The organism is Chryseobacterium sp. SORGH_AS_0447 (assembly GCF_030818695.1).
GTDB lineage: Bacteria > Bacteroidota > Bacteroidia > Flavobacteriales > Weeksellaceae > Chryseobacterium.
This window is the reverse complement of the sequence record NZ_JAUTAR010000001.1, coordinates 3323907-3343575: the sequence shown is the minus strand read 5'-3', so window position 1 is coordinate 3343575 and position 19669 is coordinate 3323907. Positions and strand designations below refer to the sequence as shown.

The following is a 19669-nucleotide window of genomic DNA, read 5'->3' as shown; positions in this document are numbered from 1 at the left end:
CATTTTTTATTTTTGCACCAATGGAAAAAGCAGCTTTCATCATCAATCCTTTTTCGGCGAAAAAAAATTACCAGCCGTTTCTTAATGAACTGAAATCGAAGGTGAAAGATCCTCTGTACTTTATTTCAGATTCCATTGCAGGAACCAATGAATTTATCAGGAACCATTTTGATGAGGTGGATATTTTTGTAGCCATCGGCGGCGACGGGACCATATCAACCGTAGCAGCAAACCTTATCGGTACCGAAAAGATCCTGGCTATTTTTCCGGCAGGCTCAGGAAACGGATTTTCCAACGAAACACAGTTCAGTAAAAACCTCGGCGAACTGCTGAATAAAATCAATGCAAGAAAATCAAGGAAGATCGATACTTTTACGGTGAACGGCAGGCTTTCCATCAATGTGTCCGGAACCGGTTTTGATGGCAAGGTGGTTAAGGAATTCGAGAAAACGACCAGAGGATTTAAAAATTATATTAAAGTTTCACTCAGGACTTTTTTCAGCTATAAGCCGATCAAATTGAAATTTTTTGCTGAAGAATACAAGCCGTATAACGGAAAGTATCTGATGGTGAATATTGCTAATACCCGACAGTTCGGCAACAATGCTTACATCGCACCGCACGCGAGTAAAAGTGACGGCCTGGTGGATATGGTGCTGGTGAAAAAATTTCCGTTGACCTATTCCCCGCTTTTTGCCTTCAGGATGTTTACCAAAAAGCTAAAGGAAGATGATTACATTACGTATCTGCCTGTTTCTGAAATTGAATTCAAAGTAAATACAAAAAACTGGCACTTAGACGGAGAGTTCAATAAAATAAAATCCCCTGTTCATGTGAAAGTGCAGCCTGCAAGCCTGAATATTTTGATTTGATTTATATTCTCGCATTTGTCATTCAGCATGAATATCCCCAGCACATTTTGGCCTTTAGGTTCTTAATAAAGAGCTTGGATTCCTACGGAATGACAAAAGAGAAATTAAATTTTAGAGAAGTTTGCTAATTTATCTTCAGTAATAATTTGTTTAAATATTTATAACCAATTGCCAGCAATCATCTTTTATGCCCCTCATTCCATCTTTATACAAAATCTAACCAGCAATATTGTCATTCCGTAGGAATCTAGACGCGAGTTGTATACAAAAAATATAAATCACTCGGATTATGAAAAGGGATTCGCAATTAATTACAGTAAATAATTTCAAGGATATCTATACTTCCAACTTTTTCTCCACTTCACCCGGATGATCCAGGCAGTATTGCAGCTGCTCTTTATCCAGCTGTTTTTCCCAATTGGCAACAACTACAGTAGCTACGGAATTTCCGATCACATTCGTCAAAGCCCTGCATTCGCTCATGAATTTATCGATTCCCAAGATCAGCGTCATTCCTGCAATCGGAATTTCGGGAACGACAGCCAGGGTGGCGGCTAACGTTACGAAACCGGCGCCTGTAACGCCTGCGGCTCCTTTGGAACTCAGCATAGCTACCAAAAGCAGCATGATTTGTTTTTCAATAGGCAGATGAATATTCAGAGCCTGCGCGATAAATAAGGAGGCGAGGGTCATATAAATATTCGTACCGTCGAGGTTAAAAGAATATCCGGTAGGAACCACCAATCCGACGATGGCCCGCGAGCAACCTGCCTTTTCCAGTTTTTCCATAATACCCGGAAGAGCAGATTCTGAAGAGCTTGTCCCCAACACCAGCAGCAGTTCTTCCTTTAAATAATACATCAGTTTGAAAATGCTGAAACCGTTGTACCAGGCTACCGCTCCCAATACCAAAACCACGAACAGGGCAGAGGTAACATAGAATGTGCCGACCAAATAGATCAGATTCAGAACCGAATGAAGCCCGTATTTACCAATGGTAAATGCCATCGCACCGAAGGCACCAATGGGCGCAAGCTTCATCAGCATATGCACGATTTTGAAAATAGGTGTGGAGAGATCCTGTAAAAATTCCGTAACCCTGCTGCTTTTTTCTTTGGTCAGAACCAAAGCAACTCCCATAAGGATAGCTACCAGCAATACCTGCAGAATATTTTCCCCGACCAACGGACTAAACAGGGTTTCCGGAATAATATTCATAATAAAGCCTGTCAATGTAGAGTCATGGGCTTTCTGCTGGTATTGTGAAACGTCTCCGGAAAGGGTGGCAGGATCAACATTTAAGCCATGTCCAGGCTGTAAAATATTTCCTACGATAAGCCCGATAATTAAAGCTAAAGTGGAGAAGGTCAGGAAATAAATCATCGCTTTTACGGCAATTCTTCCCACTTTCTTCAGGTCGGTCATATGGGCGATTCCCAGGGTCAGGGTAATGAAGATAACCGGTGCAATGATCATTTTCACGAGTTTTATAAATCCGTCGCCCAAAGGTTTCATCTTTTCACCCAGTTCGGGATAAAACCTGCCTAGAACTATCCCTGCCACAATAGCAACAACCACCTGAAAATAGAGTTGTCCATAAATTTTTTTTGCTCTCAATGAAACCGAATTTAGTCCCGAAAAATAAGGAAATTTATGGGATTAATGATAAAAGTCATGAAATATTTGTTTTGTTTCGATCGTACGGAAATTAATAATTGCACCGAATGAATTAAGATCGTAAGATATAGCCTCTTGATTTCAATAAGATTAAAATACAATCCGTTTATATTAAACTTTATTAGATTCTCTGCTTATAATAAATGTGTGAAAGATTTTTTAAAAATGCAGATTACTGAAACAGTTTTTTCCATTTGGCTACGGTATTTCTGCTTAAATTAAAATGTCTTGCCAGTTCATTATTGTTAAGTCCGTTCTTCTCTTGATAGTCTAAGATTTTCAGTATCGTAGATTTGTCGTAGGATTTATAGCGCTGATTAGACTGTCCCATTGAAATATTATCTATTCCGAATATTTTTTTTTGTAGATCGATGATATCAATGGTGCTTAGTTTCGATTTGTCGAGTATGCTCCTGCAGATTTCCTGCTTATCGGGAAACTTCATGGTAATCATATCGCCATAAATTTTTTTATAGTTTGGATGCTTCATAGATAATAATTGTTTTTAATAGTATTAAATGTAATGCTTGATAGCAAGGGAGCTGATTATGATGAGAATATCTGGATTCAAGTGTAAGTATTCTTATCCTGCAATAGTATCTGGTGATGCCGGAAGCATTCATTGAATGTATTAGACCTTCCAAGTATGATATTAAGTTGTGTAAATATTCCTGTATAACAGAGATGAAAATCAACCCACGCTGTGAATGCTGTCGCTAATCCCGGCTTCGTTAAATCCAATACAAATCCTCTGAGTGAAAAAAACCATTCTTCTTATCGTATAAACCATATTCCCATCCAGGTCAATCGTATAATTCTCACCTAGAATTTTAGTGATTTCTGCTTTTTTTTTACCGATGAGCACTATATTTTGTGGAGTTTTATTTTTTCTTTTATTCTTCATCGTCATTATATTATGTTACACTCATTTAATACGTTAGATTAATCCTGTTGAAATATTCTTTATGATGAATATAATTCTTGTAAGATGTAAACATTTTTTGTCTATTTTCTTGATCGTATGATCTGTTAAATGTGCAGACACAAGCTGAAGTTTGAATAAAGTTATAGACGCTTATTTTATACATCATTGTTTTTTTCTTTTTTCCCCTCTGTTGCACTGTATTTTTGCAGCCATTTATATAAAGTTGTTTTAGGAATGTTATAATCACTTATGATTTCTGTTTTGGTTTTCTGGCCGGTAAGGATAAGCTCTAAAATAAATTCGATGACTTCCTGGGTATAAATGCTCTTACGGAAGGAAGGCAATGCTGATTTACCGGTTTTTTTCTTGCTGTATTTCTCTTGATTAATAGGAGCGTAAAGGATCAAATGCTGAGTGTAGATTCTGAAAAAATCGTATTCTAGAAGCTTGCACCATTTCATAATCACATCCGGGTATAGGTTTTCAGCTTCATACATTTCAGCGATTTCCTTTTCAGTGCAGTCGAAGAATTTACAGATCCGCATATGTTCGATTTCGGTTTCGTATACCCGCTGTTTGATCAGTTCTCCGATGTGTATTTTTTTGAAATTCATTATCTTTTATGTTTTTATTTTAAAATATCGGTTTCAGCCCGCTTTTCGCATTGTTATGATTTAACAATTTGTATTGAAATAGGTTCTGTATTTAATTGAAGGCATTGGGATATTTTGATGATTATGCTACAGTACCTTCGATCTAAAGTTTTAGATAACGTAATCTCGAAGTAGACAGGCTGGCTGTATACTTGGTAAACATTTGATTAACAGTTTTATATAGCACAGGATCTTATGGCGCATCTTTTAAAAGGAGACTATTTGAAGATTTCTGATCACCCTCCTTCTTTTTTAGTTTATTTCTATTTAAATACTGTCGAATTCACGTTAATATAGAAGTCAGTGATAAGCTAGCAGTAATTAGTAAAAGGATATTTCTCCTTTTGATATTAGCAATTTGCTTTATATTAAAAGTATTTTTGGATCCAGATCATTGGACAGGTACATTTCCCTATATCATCCTTGGTACATTTCATAAGATTACAGATGCGGGATATTTCTATCCCGCTTTCTGCAACCTTCTCTCTCATCATTTGTTTCATACGGATGGTTTGAAAACCAAAATATTAAAATCGATTAATATTTATTAATACCATTGTGCTCCGCTTTGTCGAGAGCCCAAGCAAAAGCATTGGCTGTAAATATTGAATTATATACATTCATCTTATAAGCAGCAGCTCCATTTCCATAATTAGGCTTAAATACAGGAAAATTGTTGGCATTTAAAACGAATGGACAAATAGTATCCGAAGTACCGCCATTATTAGAGTTAAAACCGCCATCACCTACCCAAATAAAATTGAGGGTATTGTGCCTGAATGCTGTAACACGGCCTATGGTTCCTGCCGGATTAGCTGTTGATATATTGGTATCACCAGAATATACAGTTATTTCGCTGGAAGGTAATCCCGTGGCGTAAGTTGTTGAGGAAGCATCTTCTCCCCATTGTAATCCCCTGATGTCACCAAAAGGGCCATTCAAAATAGAATCATTTGTGAGAGGTAATTTGTACAACGCGCCCGCACTATTTATACTTCCCGTAGAAACTGAAGCATCAAATACTATTCTTAATAAGTTTTGCATCCCCCCGGTGCTTTCAGAGAATGCCAATACAACGCCTCCTTTCGCAATATAGTTTGCAAGTATTTGGGCTTCGGTGGTACTTGCTGCCCAAGAGTACCCTATTACAATAATGTCTACGGGATTGCTGCCTGTTGTCCAACCAGTAAGCTGAGCTGCTGATGGTGCATTTGTTCCGTTTATGATCTGGTCCCAGCCTTCATATTTAACGACGCTATTAGCAAGCGTTCCATAATTAGCTGCCGTTGTGATAAGTCCATTTGAGGCTGCTGTACCGGAAAAATTATAACCATATCCATTAGGAGAAGTTCCTATAGTCAATAATATTTTTTTAGGAATAACTACAATCACATTTACATTACACGATTTGGAAACGCCACCCTCGCTATCTGATGTTATCGTTAACTTTTTTATAGCTGTAGAGGTGGGTGTTCCTGTCCCGTTTAGCGTGATGTTTTGGTTACCTGTTGCTGTAAAAGTACCTGAAGCACTAAAAGAAATTCCGTCCACCGTGTTGGTGGTAACGGTATAGCTTCCCAACGCTGTCACATTTACCGGTAAAGTAATGGTATTGCTTGAAGTAAGTGCGGTACCTACTTTATAAACTCCATTCACAATAGCCGAACCGCAGCTCATAGTGTATGTTCCCGAGTCCGGAAGTACCGGGACCTGTACAGGTGGAGAACATGGCTGAGAAACTCCATTGTTTGTAATAGCTACAGTATCGCCACCACCTGCAGTGTTAGTATTTGCCGGGATCCCAGTTCCGGGAATATTCACTGTAAAGCTGCCGGTCGTCAGAAAAGTCCCCGTCTTGTAAAAGTTGTATCCATTGTTGGTTGTTCCTGCAATCTCATAAGATCCAGGTTTTGTAACCGTTACTTTGACACTAAGATAATGGGATGTAGTGAGTTCTTTTCCTTTGCTGTAAATACCATGAACAGTCACATCTGCATTACAATTATAAGAAAACGTGCCTTTTCCAAATCGTCCGCAAAGGCTTTTCCATTCATTATCTTCACTGTTCCAATAGTTGTAACAGTTTTCGGTGGTATTAAATATCATCAGACTGTTTTGCCCGGCAGTCATATTCGGAGTAAGCTGCGTATCCCGCTGTGCTTCGGTATAACGCTGAATGATGATCCCATTATATTTGTCGGGATTTGTGCTTGCCGGATCTTTCCTTTCAGAGATATGAAGCCCAGCATATGCATTGGGCTTGTCTGTATTGATGCCCACCTGTGCAGATATATTGATATTAATAAAAAATATTAACGTGAACAAATTATGTATGTATTTCATTTTTTCAGATTTTTTGTGTTAAATGATATTTTTTTTATCTATGAGCCTGTTTAAGTTTAATCCCGATCAATTTTCCTTTCTGATCGGTTCCGTAGCTGGCATCAGCAGATTTGATCTGGTCGCCGGTCAGGCGAGGGGCAATCATTCCTTCCGGCTTGCTGCCGTCAGTGGTGTTTGCAGTCACATCCAATGTCGCTTTGGGTGTATTGTTGTTGATGCCTACCTGGCTGTAAACAAGGCCCGATAAAATAATACCGGCCGTTAATAATGTTTTTTTCATTTGAAATTTTATAAAAGGTTGTTATATTAATAATTAAAGATCAGTATATAAAAAGCAGTTATATACGAGTTGGTCATCTATTATAATTAAACCACAGATACTTTAATAGATCAATCATCATTACTTTTTTATTAGAATTTCATATTTTATGTTGGTGCCGTTTTAATTATCATACTTTTTCAGGTTTTTATTATTCATTAAAATTTCTGATTCTTTTGTATCGCAAACCTGATCCTTTGATAAGAATTTCGGATTGATCTTTATACCTTTAAAAGAAACTCCTGAGAATTTTTTTTAGAAATAAGAATCGGAAAACAAAGCGGTCTTGGATTTGTGGCAGAAAATATCTGTGTCCTATATTAAAAGGATTGGAGCGGTTTGTTCCGAAGTAAGTATAAAAATTGTGTTCTTCATCATGTTCTGTATTGTGTTTATCTTGTAATTAAAAAATTGTCATGCTTCTACTTATAGTTTATACTAGTGGTTATCGTTTTCTCTAAATTAAAGTTATTCTTAAACGCATTCGGTTCTGAATAAATGAACATTAAGTTGTCAGATTAATGCTTGTTTTACATCTCTAATTTTAAACATAGTCCTATCTAGACTACTTTTGCATTCAACTGATTTGCAGTTCAATAATTTATATTGTGTTTTTGATGAAGATTTATATTAAAGCAAACGAAAACAGTAATTTTTTTAAACAATAAACACTTATGGATGAGTTATAAATACTTATAAAACAATGTTTTATTTTTTTTTGTGGTATCAATATTTTGTCTATATTTGTGCATATAAGTAGTCTAGATAGGACTACTTTTTATTGTTATTTTAGCAGCCAGAAAATGATTAAATATACCAATGAATTTTACTTTTTATCTTCCGGAAACACAAAAAGTTTCCGGCCCTATTTATCTACGTGTTCTGGATGAGTCATTTCGTCTGGATTTTGTTTTTCTTACCGGTATCATGATGGCTCCTCAGGAATGGGATGCTGAAAAGGAACGTCCGAAAAATATTTACCTGAAAAAAAATAAAAACATCAGCGCGGTTTTGGATCGTATTAAAGTGGAATTGGCTGAATACATCAGGCAGCGCAAAACGGGTAAGAAAGCAGTTACCAAGACAGGAATTTCAAAAAAGCTTAGTGAAATCATCACAGCCAAGGCTTTGCAGCAGCCGGAAAATTCATTTCTAAGCCTTACTCTTTCTTATATCACTGTCCGTAAAGAGATGATCTGCCATTCTACGTACAAACGCTATCTCGTATTCTTCAGGCTTCTCCAACGTTTTGAAGGGTTTCTTCATAGACGTCTGATCCTCACAAATATCAATGCAGAGTTTGTCCGTGATTTTTTTATCTTCGGAAAAAAAGAGGAGTACAGCGAAAATACGCTTCACAGGACTATTCATTTTGTAAAGACCATCCTGAATTTTGCTGAAAAAAAAGGAATGGTAACCCACGTACGGGAACTGGAAGTCCGCAGGGAGAAAAAGCCTGCCCGCATCATTATCCTTACCGAATCTGAGATCGCAAAAATAAAGCAGACCGAAGTTCCTGAAGAATATGTAACAGCCAAAGACTGGCTGCTGATCAGCTGCTATACGGGACAGCGGATTTCAGATTTCATGGTTTTCAATAAAAGTCAGCTTTCGGAAACAGGGAGCCGGATGTATATTACTTTTATACAGCAGAAAACACGTAAAGAAATTATTCTTCCGCTTCATCCTGTTGTTTTGAATATTCTGAAGGAAAATGACTATTGCTTTCCCGATCCCATCGACCATGACATTTATAACCGCCGGATCAGGAAGATTGCCAGACTGGCAGGGATCAATGAACAGATCAATGCCAGAAAGCGAACCGGCCACCGTTCGGAGGACACTTTTGTAAAAAAATGGGAAGTCATCAGCAGCCACATCGGCAGGCGGAGCTTCGCATCCAACTTCTATGGAAAGATCCCGACTCCTTTGCTGATGCAGGCCACCGGCCACAGTACGGAAAAGATGTTCCTGAACTACATCAACCATAACAGCCATGAACGCCTGGCAACCCTGGGGAATTATTTTGAGCAGCTTTACGCAGGATAGGGGATATTTTCAAAGGCTTATCCCAAATTAAAGGTAATCTGTCATTATTCCACCGCCACAGAATCATCGCCGCGGCCATCGGCGACCGCATGAATATTTCCGGTTTCATCAATCAGGATCATTTCGGTTCTGCCGATCTGGTTCCATCTTTCGGCTTTGTAGCCCAGTTTTTCTATCTCACTAATGGTGGTCTCAGGGAAGTTCTTTTCAAAGGCAACAGCTTCGGGAAGCCATTGGTGATGGAATTTCGGGGAATTAACGGAAATGTTGGCATTTAATTTAAAATCAATAACATCCACAATCGATTGATAAACCGAGGTAGGAATAGTTGTCCCGCCCGGGGTTCCGACAACCATATACGGTTTTCCGTTTTTTAGGACGATGGTGGGCGTCATCGAAGAAAGCATCCTTTTATTCGGCTGAATGGAATTGGCTTCGCCGCCCACCGCACCGAACATATTCGGAACGCCGGGTTTAATGGAGAAATCGTCCATTTCATTATTAAGGAAAAACCCGGCTCCGGAAACGATGACTTTACTGCCGTACAATCCGTTCAGGGTTGTCGTAACGGCAGCGGCATTGCCTTCTTTATCGATGACGGAAATATGGGTTGTTTCTGTAGATTCTTTCGGCTGCCTGATAATTTTGCCCACTTCTGCACTTCGGGTGGCTTTGCTAAAGCTGAAGCTTTTCCATCGGTTTCTGAGATAATCATCAGAAATCAGGTATGCGGTTTTATCCTGAATAAAATCCGGATCGCCCATATATTCGGCTCTGTCGGCAAAAGCCCTTCTTTCGGCTTCCACCATGATCTGAACAGCTTTTGTGCTGTTCTGCTGGTATTTTTCCAGATTTTCGTATCCCGCCATTTTCAGCATCTGGGCAAGAAGAATTCCGCCGCTTGAAGGCAGCGGCATCGAAACAACGTGACTTCCTTTATAGTCAAACTCCAGCGCTTTTCGTTCCGCCACTTTATAATTTTTCAGGTCTTCTGAGGTAATGATCCCGTTTCCCCGTTTCATTTCAGCGACCAGCAATTTGGCGGTTCTTCCCTGGTAAAACCCTTTTAAACCTTCTTTCTGAATCAATCGTAGTGTTTCAGCCAGCTCTTTCTGTACCAGGATATCACCCGCTTTCCACGGAGCATCTTTAATAAAAGCAAAAGAAGATGAATTGTGTTTTTGAAACTGTTCTTTATGGGAATTTAATAAGCCCGCCTTCCTGTTCGGTAATGGCAAATCCTTTTTCGGCCAAGTCGATGGCCGGCTGAATCAGCTGATTCATGGGAAGCCTGCAGTATTTTAACGTAGCGAAAAATCCGGCAACACTTCCCGGAATACCGACGGCCAGCCTACCGTTTTGTGAAAGATTCGTATCAGCCTTCCCGTTCTTATCGACATACATATCGTGCGAAGCTTTACGGGGTGCTGTTTCCCGATAGTCAAGCGTAAACTTTTCACCGTTGTTTTTAACTCCTACCAAAAATCCGCCACCGCCGATATTTCCGGCCTGCGGATAGACGACAGCTAAGGCATACTGCGTGGCAACAATGGCATCATAAGCATTTCCGCCCGCTTTTAGGATTTTCGCTCCGGCTTCGCTCGCCAACGGGTGCGCGGAAACAACAACACCTTTATTCTTTACCTTAACTTCCTTTACAATATTGATGTCTGTGTATTGTGCTGAAACTGTGGAAGAAAATAAGATGAGGGAAATAATAATCTTTTTCATTTGCAGATTTTGTAACCTAATTTACAATTTTGTTTTAAGATAGGGCTTAAAATATCTATTTTTGTTTTTGATCAACTAATAAAATTAAGATGGAATCCCACACGGAAAGAATACTGATTACAGGTGCTTTAGGACAGATCGGCACCGAGCTTACCAACCGGCTTGTTGAAATTCACGGAGCAGAAAATGTAGTGGCTTCAGGGCTGGACAGATGGCAGAAAGGAATCACTGCCGCAGGCCATTACGAAAGAATGGACGTTACCAATACCCAGCTGGTGAGACAGGTTATCAAAGATTATGAGATTACCACAGTGTATCACCTGGCTTCACTATTGTCAGGTACTTCAGAAAAGCAGCCTATTTTTGCCTGGAAACTGAATCTGGAACCACTGCTTCATTTTTGTGAAATGGCCAAAGAAGGGCTTATCCAAAAGATTTTCTGGCCAAGTTCTATTGCGGTATTCGGAAAAGGAATCCCAAAGGAAAATGTAGGCCAGGATGTCGTTCTGAATCCGACAACGGTTTACGGGATCTCCAAAATGGCAGGAGAGAAGTGGTGCGAGTATTATTTTGACAAGCATGGTGTAGATGTTAGAAGCATCCGTTATCCCGGACTGATTTCCTGGAAAACACCTGCAGGGGGCGGAACAACCGATTATGCCGTAGAGATATTTTACGAAGCTATCGAAGAGGGAAAATATACCAGCTTTATTTCCGAGAATACAGGAATGCCGATGCTTTATATGGATGACGCGATTGATGCTACTTTAAAACTAATGGAAGCTCCGAAAGAAAATGTAACTGTACGTTCATCTTACAATTTAGGCGGAATGTCTTTTACTCCAAAAGAATTGGCAGAAGAAATCAAGAAAGAAATCCCAGGATTTGAGATTAATTATAAACCGGATTTCAGACAGGCAATTGCCGATTCATGGCCGGCATCCATTGATGATTCCGTAGCGAAAAATGATTGGGGGCTTTCCTATAATTTCGGCATTTCTGAAATGACGAAAGATATGATCAAGAATCTTAAGGTGAAACTGGGTAAAAATTAAACAGATTAAGCTTTACTTTAAATAAAACATGCTTTAACATCTGATTATTAATTTTTTAAAAAATTTATCTAAAATTTAATTTAAATGGTATTGTTTACTTTCAACATTGAGAATATAGAGGCGGAAACTAAAAGAGGATCTTCTCTATTGGATGAAGAAAGAATCAGAATAACAGAAAACAATTCTAAGGCCATTCTCAGAATTTTAGATATTCATGATGTAAAAGCAAGTTTTTTTATTGAAGTTTCAATTGCAGAAAAATTGCAAAACCTCATAAAAGCAATTTCATCCAAAGGGCATGAAATTGCTTTTTACAATAAAAATTCCACGCTTCAGGAAATCGAAGAAATCAAAAAATGGATGGAGGAATTTTTGGAAAAACAGATCAAGGGGATTCGACAGAAAGATCATCAGCTGCCCCAGGAAGATCTTAAAATGCTCGGTTTCGGTTATGTTTCCAATATCGATCATGCCGATATTCTTTTTCCTTTCAAACGCCTGAAACGCGATACGGAAATTACCGAGGAAGACGGGGTGAGTATGGTTCCTGAAAGTATTTCTCCCTACAGCCAGCTGCCGTATAATGATTTCGTCTTTCAGATGCTGCCGATGAAGTATTATAAAAATATGGTTTTTGAAACCCTCAAAAAAGACGATTTCGTATTAATTTATCTAAATTCCTGGCAGTTTACCGATTTCAGCAAATACCATTTTGGTATTCCTTTTTACAGAAAATGGAATTCAGGAAAGAAGATCGAAGACAAGCTCGATAAGCTTTTGTGCTGGATTAACGACAATGAAATGGCAACTTCGAGAATGAAAGACTATATTTTTTAATTTAAGGTTTAAGATTCAAAATTCAAAGTCCGTCCTTAAACTTTGAACCTTAAACCTTAAACCTTGAATTTATTATGCTAATTCAAACAGCGTAATTTCCGGCAGGACGCCCACTCTTCCGGGATAGCCCAATACACCAAAACCTCTGTTGACATACAGCATTTTGCCTTCACTTTCATACAGATCGGCCCATTTCGGATATCGGTACTGTACCGGTGACCATTTTACATTTTTCAGGTCGAGACCGAACTGCATGCCATGGGTATGTCCGGAAAGTGTCAGATGAACATTTCCGGGATGGTTTTTGACAACGTAATCGAAGTGGGTAGGGTCATGGCTCATCAGGATCTTTACTGCAGATTCAGGTACGCCTTTTAAAGCGTCGTCCAGCCTTCCGAATTGTGGGAAAGGTTTCAGTCCCCAGTTCTCTACGCCCAGAATGTATATCTTCTCGCCGTTTTTCTCAATCACGCGATGTTCGTTGCGAAGCATATCAAATCCGGCCTGTCTTTCATAATCGATCAGCGTATCCAGGTTTTTCTTTTTGGCGTCCAGTGAAGCCCAGGTGACATAATCTGCATAATCATGGTTGCCCAGAACGGCAAATTTCCCGTCTTTCGCTTTAATTTTAGAAAATAAAGGAATAAAAGGCTTGAATTCATCCGCTACATTGTTTACCATATCTCCTGTAAACAGGACAAGATCGGGATTCTGCTCGTTAATCAGGTTGATCGCATGCTCCAGTTTGCTCGGATCGGAAAAGCTCCCGCTGTGCACGTCGGAGATCTGAACGATTTTGTAGCCTTTGAAACTTTTCGGAAGATTGGTAAAGTTGATTCTTACTCTTCTTACCTTATGCCGGTACTTTCCGAAAGTAATCCCGTCGATAAAAAGGGCAGAAAGGACGCCGCCTAAACCTAATCCCATAATACTTAGAAACTTTCTTCTTTCCGGGAAAAAATTTTCGGAAGATCGCGTAAATCCGATCAGATAGCTTCCGGTCCTGAAAATATCATCGATCAACAAAAACAGCACGATAAAGATTTTAGGAAGGATAAAGACCAGGAAAATGGAAATCATGATCTGTGCGCGCATCATGCTTCTTTCCCCTTTATTAAAATGGGCCATTTCATAAGCGAAGAATCCATAGACGGCTAAAGAAACGATTCCGTATCCGATTTTAATCCAAGAATTATCGGTTAAAGTTCTTATAGCCTGGTAGATATAGACTTCTAATACGAGGAAGACAGCTGCGATGATTAAAAAATTTCTCTGCATAATCAGGGTTAAAAAAAGCACAAAGACTAATTCCCTGTGCTTTTAATATTTTTACGTTATAATATTTTTAAGGAAATCTGTAAACGATAGCATTGATGTTCATTCCGGCACCTACCGAAGTCATCACAATGTTACCTTTTTCTTTAAACGATTGACCCTCCATTTTTCCTTTAATAATTAAATCAAACATGGTAGGAATTGTCGCTACAGATGAATTTCCGAAGTCCTGGATCGTCATCGGAGAGATGGAATGGTCGTAATCCTTCACATTATAAAGCTTGTGAAGCCTTTCGATCATCGCGTAATCCATTTTGGCATTGGCCTGGTGAATAAGGATTTTATTGATGTCTTCAATAGAAAGACCGGCATCCTCGATGGTTTCTTTAATGGCGGCAGGAACATTCTTCAGAGCGTACTCGTAGATTTTTCTTCCCTGCATTCTTACAAACAGTCTGGTCTGGTCGGATTCTTTGTTGATAGATGGTCCGTTAGCCAGATAATCAAGCTCAAGGCCGTTGTCGCAGATCGTATTATGGGCAATAATCCCTACGTTTTCCTCGTCGGTTGCTTTTACCACTACCGCTCCGGCTCCGTCTGCAAAGATCATCCTGTTGCGGTCGTGCGGATCGGTTACCCTGCTTAACGTTTCAGCACCGATTACCAAGATCGTTTTTGCTACCTTAGCTTTAATCAGGTTGTCGGCAAGGATCATGGCTTCTACCCATCCCGGACATCCAAAAAGCATATCATAAGTGATACATTTTCTGTTTTTAATACCCAGCTTATTCTTTACCCGGGCTGCCATCGTCGGCATAAAATCTGCGTATCCGTTTACGGTAACTTCACCGAAATTGCTGGCATAAATGATATAATCCAGTTCTTCCTGATCGATGCCGGCATCTGCAATCGCAAGTTTTGAAGCTTCATAGCCGATTTGTGAGTTGGAAAGGTCGTCCTCGATGAACCTTCTGTTTTCAATTTCCGTGATTTCTACAAATTTTGCGATGGTTTCTTCGGCAGGTTTGTCAATCTTCACCCCGTCTTCAGTATAAAACTCTGAATCTAAGAAATAATCTCTTCCGATAACTCTGCTGGGAAGGTAAGATCCAGAACCAATGATGATCGTATTCGGCATTCGTTTAAATGATTTTTTAAAGTTGCAAAGTTAATAATTAATATTAATAACGGAGAATTAAAAATATTATTAAATTTGCAAAAATTGTACTTTACAATCTTATGAAAAACAATCCGTCCTTAAAAGGCTTACTTATTGCAGTTGTGGCGTTTATCGTTGCCTTTGGGATCTACTTCCTGTTTTTAGCCAAAAAGAACTATTACGTAGTAGACAATCCTACGCCCAATACGTTTTACTATAAAATAAACAACGGTTTGGAGGGGATTATTGCCGGTGGGCAGACCGTTCCCGTAGATCTTGAAAAAGGAAAGAACTCCATAAAAGTTTTCGACCAGAATAAGAAACTGCTTTTCGATTCCGCATTTGAAGTAAATAAAATAAGAGGGCTGATCAATATCGCCCATCAGGATTATTACATCAATGATCAGTATTACGGATACAACCTGAAGAAAGATTCCTTACTTTTGGCATTGGATAAAACTATCATCGACGGGAAACCGTATTATGGAGGTGCAAGACGCTTCAGCAAATTGTATACGGATGATTTTTACTACAATGTGGATGAAGATTATGATAAACTCATTAAAAACATCCAGCAGGTAGAATCGCGATCGAAGATTTTCCGAAAGCAGGATTACCTTAATTATTATAAAGAATATTACAAGTTTTAAGTTTTGACAAAAGATATTACCAAAATTACACCCTACAACTCTGAAGCTACGAAAAAGAGCCAGGTAGAGGATATGTTCGACAATATTGCACCGAAATACGATGTTCTGAATCGTGTGCTTTCTCTGAAAATTGATGTTTTATGGAGAAATACGCTGGTGAAATGGATGAAAAATGACCAGCCTCAGGAAGTGCTGGATGTGGCTACAGGAACCGGAGATCTGGCAATCGCCATTGAAAAGGGAACAGGTTCCAGAGTAATTGGTTTGGATTTATCGCAACAAATGTTAAATGTTGGCGTTATTAAAATAAAAAAACTTAAATTAGACGGCAAAATTTCCATGCAAAAAGGCGATGCAGAGAATCTTCCTTATGAGGACAATAGGTTCGATGCCGTTTCCGTTGCATTTGGAGTAAGGAATTTTGAAAACCTTACCAAAGGTTTGGCAGAATTGAGAAGAGTAGTGAAAGATAACAAGAGTGTTTATATACTGGAGTTTTCAAAAGTTGAAGGGGTTATGGGGCCATTGTATATGTTTTATTTCAAAAACATTTTACCTGCTATAGGCAGGCTGGTTTCCAAAGATAATAGGGCATATACATACCTTCCGGATTCTGTAAATGCTTTTCCTTACGGGGAAAAAATGAGACAAATTCTTTTAGATACAGGATTTAAAAAAGTTGAATATAAAAAACTAAGTTTAGGTATAGCCACAATTTATAAAGCAACAAAGTAACCCTATGAATAAATTTTTATTAAGAGCACTGGTTTTAGCCTCAGTAAATATTGCCGTTTTAGCGAACGCGCAATTCAGAACCCGTAACAGAATGGATAAGTTGGAAGATTTCGACGAACAGAAATTCAGCTGGGGTTTTTATCTGAATGGTAACAGACTGGACTACCGTATCGTTCTGCATCCGAGATACGGGATGAATAATAATCAGAATCTTGTTACGTCTAAGGAAAGTTACAGCTTCGGTGCGGGTCTTATCGCAAAATGGAGACTGAACGATTATCTGGATGTAAGATTAGAACCGGGGTTACAATTCGGCCAGAGACAGTTGACTTTTAATACACAGTCCAACGACCAGTATGCGGCAGGTACCTTAACGAACGATCCTTTTATCCCATTTCCTTTACAGGAAAAAGACAGGGTAAGAGAAATTAAAAGTACTTTGGTGGATGTTCCTGTATTATTGGAACTTCACGGGCAGAGATGGTACAATTCCAGACCTTATGTTGCGGCAGGGGTAAACTATATCGTAAACCTTCAGTCTAACTCAAGTTCTACGGATGATAACCTTCAGGGGGTCTTCAGATCGACTACGCATAACTTTGCATGGTCTGCGGAAATGGGAATCCAGTTTTACTTCAACAAGTTTAAATTGACGCCGGCCGTAAGAGGAACATTCATCATGAACAATGAAATTGTAGCGGATAATGCAACAACGCCTCCGTACTGGACGGCTGCCATGTCTACCTTGCAGACAAGAGCCATATTCTTCGTTCTGAAATTCGAATAAGGAATATCTTATAAATAGACAAAGGAGATGCGGTTTTGCGTCTCCTTTTTTGCTTTACCACAAAATATAGACCGTTTTATTTTTGTTAGTATTAATATTTTGTTATTTTTGCTAATAGTTAGAATATACGAAAACCTGAAATGCTTCAAGATTTAGAAAACCATTTTTCAGAACTAGAGAAAAAGATTTTACAATTGCAGAAAAGTTATAAAAATCTTACTGAAGAATTTTCTGAACTGAATGTTGAGCATGAAGAGCTGAAGAAGAAATATGATGAGGAAAGAAGAAAAAATCAGGTATTAGCAGAAGAGCAAAAAAATATAAAATTGTATTCGGCAATATCAGGAAATCCTGAACACAACCGGCTGATGAAAAACCACATCAACCGATTGGTGAAAGAAATAGATTTCTGTATTGCCCAGCTTCAAAACAGTGGATTATAATGGAGGTAAGAAGAATAACCATTAATATTGCCGGAAGAGTATATCCGCTGAATGTGCCGGCAGCAGAAGAAGAAACGCTGCGCAAGGTAGGGAAGCAGATTGAAAATATGATTAAGGATTTTGAACAGAATTTCGATGTGAGAGACAAGCAGGATGCTTTGGCCATGTGTGCCCTGAAACTGGGAACCAATGCCGAGGTGGTGTCTATGAACTACGATAAAACAATACAAGCTACCAACGAAAGATTATCAAAGATCAATCAATCGTTGAATGAAACAGGGAAATAGATTTTTTTTCCCGACCAACTGCCTACAATGATTCTAACACATTAAAGGTAAACTCAACGCTAAACAATTACCGAACAAATGTCCATTGAATGGCGTGCCGGTTCTCCGGATTACAGACAATGGAAATCAGTTCAAATCGTGTTGATTAGGAGTTTACTCTCAATCTCTGAATTGTTGTGGGCTTTTTTTATGCAAAATTAAGGACAATTAAAACTTATATATAGATATGACAACAGCCATTATAGTCGGCATAATTTGCCTGGTCATTGGTGCAGTGGTAGGAATACTTTTTTCCAAAAGCTCACTCAATACCAAAGCAAAATTTATTATAGATGATGCAAAGAAAAATGCTGAAAACCTAATAGAAAAAGCTAACGTACAAGCCGAATCCATAAAGAAAGAAAAGAACATCCAGGCCAAGGAAAAATTCCTGGAGCTGAAATCCCAGCATGACGCAGACATCCAGTCCCGCGAAAAGAAAATGCAGGAGGTGGAAAAAAGAACCAAGGATAAGGAGCACAAGCTGAACGATGAGCTTAGCAAAGTAGGGAAGCTGGAAAAAGACCTTGACAAGCAGATTGCCGATTATGCAAAGAAAACGGAAATCCTTGAAAGAAAACAGCAGGAGCTTGACGTTGCAACAGCTAAGAAAGTTGAAATTTTAGAAAAAATATCCAACTACTCTGCGGAAGAGGCCAAAGCCGAATTGGTAGAATCGTTGAAAGCAGAAGCCAAAACAAGAGCTCAGGCGCATGTTCAGAGCATTATGGAAGAAGCTCAGCTGAATGCCAAAAGTGAGGCGAGAAAAATCGTTATCCAGACGATCCAGAGAATCGGAACCGAACAGGCGATTGAAAACTCGGTATCGGTATTCAACATTGAATCTGACGAAGTGAAAGGACGAATCATCGGTAGAGAGGGTAGAAATATCCGTGCTTTGGAAGCCGTAACCGGAGTAGAGATCATCGTTGATGATACTCCGGAAGCGATTCTTCTTTCTTGTTTCGACCCGGTAAGAAGAGAGATCGCCAGATTATCCCTTCACCGATTGGTAACCGACGGAAGAATTCACCCGGCAAGAATCGAAGAAGTAGTAGAGAAAACAAGAAAGCAGATCGAAGAGGAGATCATCGAAGTAGGTAAGAGAACCATCATTGATCTTGGAATCCACGGATTACACCCGGAACTGATCAAGATCGTAGGTAGAATGAAATACCGTTCTTCTTACGGACAGAACCTATTACAGCACTCCAGAGAAGTAGCAAACATTGCTGCAACCATGGCTGCTGAATTGGGATTAAACGTAAAATTAGCGAAAAGAGCAGGTCTTTTACACGATATCGGGAAAGTTCCTGAGCAGGAATCCGAACTTCCTCACGCTTTACTGGGAATGCAGTGGGCAGAGAAGTACGGTGAAAATGCAGAGGTGGTAAATGCGATTGGGGCACACCACGACGAAGTGGAAATGACTTCATTATTATCACCGATTATTCAGGTTGCCGATGCGATTTCCGGAGCAAGACCGGGCGCCAGAAGACAGGTGCTTGAATCATATATCCAGAGACTGAAAGATCTTGAATCTGCAGCATTAAGCTTTGACGGGGTATCTTCCGCTTACGCAATCCAGGCCGGTAGAGAACTTAGGGTAATGGTAGAAAGCGGAAAGGTAAATGACGAAGTCGCTTCCCAGTTATCTTATGACATTTCAGAAAAGATCCAGAATGAGCTTACTTATCCGGGACAGGTGAAAGTAACCGTAATTAGAGAAACCAGAGCGGTGAATATTGCAAGATAAACACGCAAAAAAGATATTTTATAAAAACCTTTCAAGAAATTGAAAGGTTTTTTATTTTTAGCAAAACTTAAAACTCC

At 39.1% G+C, this 19669-nt stretch carries 18 protein-coding genes and 1 pseudogene; 10 read left to right on the top strand and 9 right to left on the bottom strand.

Annotated elements, in window-relative coordinates; all coding sequences use genetic code 11:
- Positions 1-20: 20 nt before the first annotated feature.
- On the top strand, positions 21-872 hold the full coding sequence (locus QE422_RS15245) for a diacylglycerol kinase family protein (protein ID WP_307460173.1): 852 nt from the start codon (positions 21-23) through the stop codon (positions 870-872).
- Between the two features lie 336 nt (positions 873-1208).
- On the opposite strand, the gene QE422_RS15240 is transcribed toward QE422_RS15245, so the two are convergent.
- From QE422_RS15240 to QE422_RS15215, 6 genes are all read right to left on the bottom strand, one after another.
- Positions 1209-2489: a dicarboxylate/amino acid:cation symporter gene (locus tag QE422_RS15240; RefSeq protein WP_307460171.1), complete on the bottom strand. Its 1281-nt coding sequence runs from the start codon at positions 2487-2489 to the stop codon at positions 1209-1211.
- A gap of 232 nt (positions 2490-2721) precedes the next feature.
- Positions 2722-3039, bottom strand: coding sequence for a helix-turn-helix domain-containing protein (locus QE422_RS15235; RefSeq protein ID WP_307460169.1), 318 nt, complete (start codon positions 3037-3039; stop codon positions 2722-2724).
- A 201-nt stretch (positions 3040-3240) separates the two neighbouring features.
- The gene (locus QE422_RS15230; RefSeq protein ID WP_307460166.1) at positions 3241-3453 is read right to left on the bottom strand and encodes a hypothetical protein; all 213 of its coding nucleotides are present in this window, start codon (positions 3451-3453) and stop codon (positions 3241-3243) included.
- A 176-nt stretch (positions 3454-3629) separates the two neighbouring features.
- On the bottom strand, positions 3630-4088 hold the full coding sequence (locus QE422_RS15225) for a transposase (protein ID WP_307460163.1): 459 nt from the start codon (positions 4086-4088) through the stop codon (positions 3630-3632).
- Between the two features lie 576 nt (positions 4089-4664).
- Positions 4665-6470: a hypothetical protein gene (locus QE422_RS15220; RefSeq protein WP_307460161.1), complete on the bottom strand. Its 1806-nt coding sequence runs from the start codon at positions 6468-6470 to the stop codon at positions 4665-4667.
- A 34-nt stretch (positions 6471-6504) separates the two neighbouring features.
- Entirely contained in the window at positions 6505-6750 is a 246-nt protein-coding gene (locus tag QE422_RS15215; RefSeq protein ID WP_307460158.1) for a hypothetical protein, read from the bottom strand.
- An 858-nt stretch (positions 6751-7608) separates the two neighbouring features.
- Here QE422_RS15215 and QE422_RS15210 point away from each other — a divergent pair.
- Positions 7609-8838: a tyrosine-type recombinase/integrase gene (locus QE422_RS15210; protein WP_307460154.1), complete on the top strand. Its 1230-nt coding sequence runs from the start codon at positions 7609-7611 to the stop codon at positions 8836-8838.
- 44 nt (positions 8839-8882) lie between these two features.
- Here the strand turns inward: QE422_RS15210 and ggt are convergent.
- A pseudogene (gene ggt, locus QE422_RS15205) lies at positions 8883-10569 on the bottom strand (gamma-glutamyltransferase).
- A gap of 89 nt (positions 10570-10658) precedes the next feature.
- Here ggt and QE422_RS15200 point away from each other — a divergent pair.
- Positions 10659-11624 carry an NAD-dependent epimerase/dehydratase family protein gene (locus QE422_RS15200; RefSeq protein WP_307460152.1) on the top strand — a complete coding sequence of 322 codons (966 nt, stop codon included), beginning with the start codon at positions 10659-10661 and terminating at the stop codon, positions 11622-11624.
- Between the two features lie 84 nt (positions 11625-11708).
- Entirely contained in the window at positions 11709-12461 is a 753-nt protein-coding gene (locus QE422_RS15195; protein WP_307460150.1) for a polysaccharide deacetylase, read from the top strand.
- A 72-nt stretch (positions 12462-12533) separates the two neighbouring features.
- On the opposite strand, the gene QE422_RS15190 is transcribed toward QE422_RS15195, so the two are convergent.
- Together QE422_RS15190 and QE422_RS15185 are read right to left on the bottom strand one after the other, a co-directional pair.
- On the bottom strand, positions 12534-13739 hold the full coding sequence (locus QE422_RS15190) for a metallophosphoesterase (protein ID WP_307460147.1): 1206 nt from the start codon (positions 13737-13739) through the stop codon (positions 12534-12536).
- 67 nt (positions 13740-13806) lie between these two features.
- Positions 13807-14874: a 3-oxoacyl-ACP synthase III family protein gene (locus QE422_RS15185; RefSeq protein ID WP_294306780.1), complete on the bottom strand. Its 1068-nt coding sequence runs from the start codon at positions 14872-14874 to the stop codon at positions 13807-13809.
- A 101-nt stretch (positions 14875-14975) separates the two neighbouring features.
- Between QE422_RS15185 and QE422_RS15180 the strand changes: the two genes are divergently transcribed.
- The 6 genes from QE422_RS15180 (at position 14976) to rny (ending at position 19592) form a co-directional block, all read left to right on the top strand.
- A complete protein-coding gene (locus tag QE422_RS15180; protein WP_307460143.1) occupies positions 14976-15545 on the top strand; it encodes a hypothetical protein in 570 nt (189 codons plus the stop codon).
- A 3-nt stretch (positions 15546-15548) separates the two neighbouring features.
- Entirely contained in the window at positions 15549-16280 is a 732-nt protein-coding gene (gene ubiE / locus QE422_RS15175; RefSeq protein ID WP_307460141.1) for a bifunctional demethylmenaquinone methyltransferase/2-methoxy-6-polyprenyl-1,4-benzoquinol methylase UbiE, read from the top strand.
- Positions 16281-16284: 4 nt separating this feature from the next.
- Positions 16285-17067: a porin family protein gene (locus QE422_RS15170; protein ID WP_307460138.1), complete on the top strand. Its 783-nt coding sequence runs from the start codon at positions 16285-16287 to the stop codon at positions 17065-17067.
- 140 nt (positions 17068-17207) lie between these two features.
- On the top strand, positions 17208-17510 hold the full coding sequence (locus QE422_RS15165; protein ID WP_294303394.1) for a hypothetical protein: 303 nt from the start codon (positions 17208-17210) through the stop codon (positions 17508-17510).
- On the top strand, positions 17510-17797 hold the full coding sequence (locus QE422_RS15160) for a cell division protein ZapA (RefSeq protein ID WP_307460133.1): 288 nt from the start codon (positions 17510-17512) through the stop codon (positions 17795-17797). Before QE422_RS15165 ends, QE422_RS15160 begins: the two co-directional genes overlap by 1 nt.
- 226 nt (positions 17798-18023) lie before the next feature.
- Entirely contained in the window at positions 18024-19592 is a 1569-nt protein-coding gene (gene rny / locus QE422_RS15155; RefSeq protein ID WP_307460130.1) for a ribonuclease Y, read from the top strand.
- The last annotated feature ends 77 nt before the right edge of the window (positions 19593-19669 follow it).

What these genes read in the sequence shown, in the direction of transcription:
- QE422_RS15185 (WP_294306780.1), bottom strand. Translation starts at nt 14,874, where the DNA reads ATGCCGAATACGATCATCATTGGTTCTGGATCTTACCTTCCCAGCAGA.
- QE422_RS15170 (WP_307460138.1), top strand. Translation starts at nt 16,285, where the DNA reads ATGAATAAATTTTTATTAAGAGCACTGGTTTTAGCCTCAGTAAATATT.
- QE422_RS15230 (WP_307460166.1), bottom strand. Translation starts at nt 3,453, where the DNA reads ATGAAGAATAAAAGAAAAAATAAAACTCCACAAAATATAGTGCTCATC.
- QE422_RS15225 (WP_307460163.1), bottom strand. Translation starts at nt 4,088, where the DNA reads ATGAATTTCAAAAAAATACACATCGGAGAACTGATCAAACAGCGGGTA.
- QE422_RS15215 (WP_307460158.1), bottom strand. Translation starts at nt 6,750, where the DNA reads ATGAAAAAAACATTATTAACGGCCGGTATTATTTTATCGGGCCTTGTT.
- QE422_RS15195 (WP_307460150.1), top strand. Translation starts at nt 11,709, where the DNA reads ATGGTATTGTTTACTTTCAACATTGAGAATATAGAGGCGGAAACTAAA.
- QE422_RS15220 (WP_307460161.1), bottom strand. Translation starts at nt 6,470, where the DNA reads ATGAAATACATACATAATTTGTTCACGTTAATATTTTTTATTAATATC.
- QE422_RS15165 (WP_294303394.1), top strand. Translation starts at nt 17,208, where the DNA reads ATGCTTCAAGATTTAGAAAACCATTTTTCAGAACTAGAGAAAAAGATT.
- QE422_RS15245 (WP_307460173.1), top strand. Translation starts at nt 21, where the DNA reads ATGGAAAAAGCAGCTTTCATCATCAATCCTTTTTCGGCGAAAAAAAAT.
- QE422_RS15210 (WP_307460154.1), top strand. Translation starts at nt 7,609, where the DNA reads ATGAATTTTACTTTTTATCTTCCGGAAACACAAAAAGTTTCCGGCCCT.
- QE422_RS15200 (WP_307460152.1), top strand. Translation starts at nt 10,659, where the DNA reads ATGGAATCCCACACGGAAAGAATACTGATTACAGGTGCTTTAGGACAG.
- QE422_RS15180 (WP_307460143.1), top strand. Translation starts at nt 14,976, where the DNA reads ATGAAAAACAATCCGTCCTTAAAAGGCTTACTTATTGCAGTTGTGGCG.
- QE422_RS15235 (WP_307460169.1), bottom strand. Translation starts at nt 3,039, where the DNA reads ATGAAGCATCCAAACTATAAAAAAATTTATGGCGATATGATTACCATG.
- rny (WP_307460130.1), top strand. Translation starts at nt 18,024, where the DNA reads ATGACAACAGCCATTATAGTCGGCATAATTTGCCTGGTCATTGGTGCA.
- QE422_RS15190 (WP_307460147.1), bottom strand. Translation starts at nt 13,739, where the DNA reads ATGCAGAGAAATTTTTTAATCATCGCAGCTGTCTTCCTCGTATTAGAA.
- QE422_RS15160 (WP_307460133.1), top strand. Translation starts at nt 17,510, where the DNA reads ATGGAGGTAAGAAGAATAACCATTAATATTGCCGGAAGAGTATATCCG.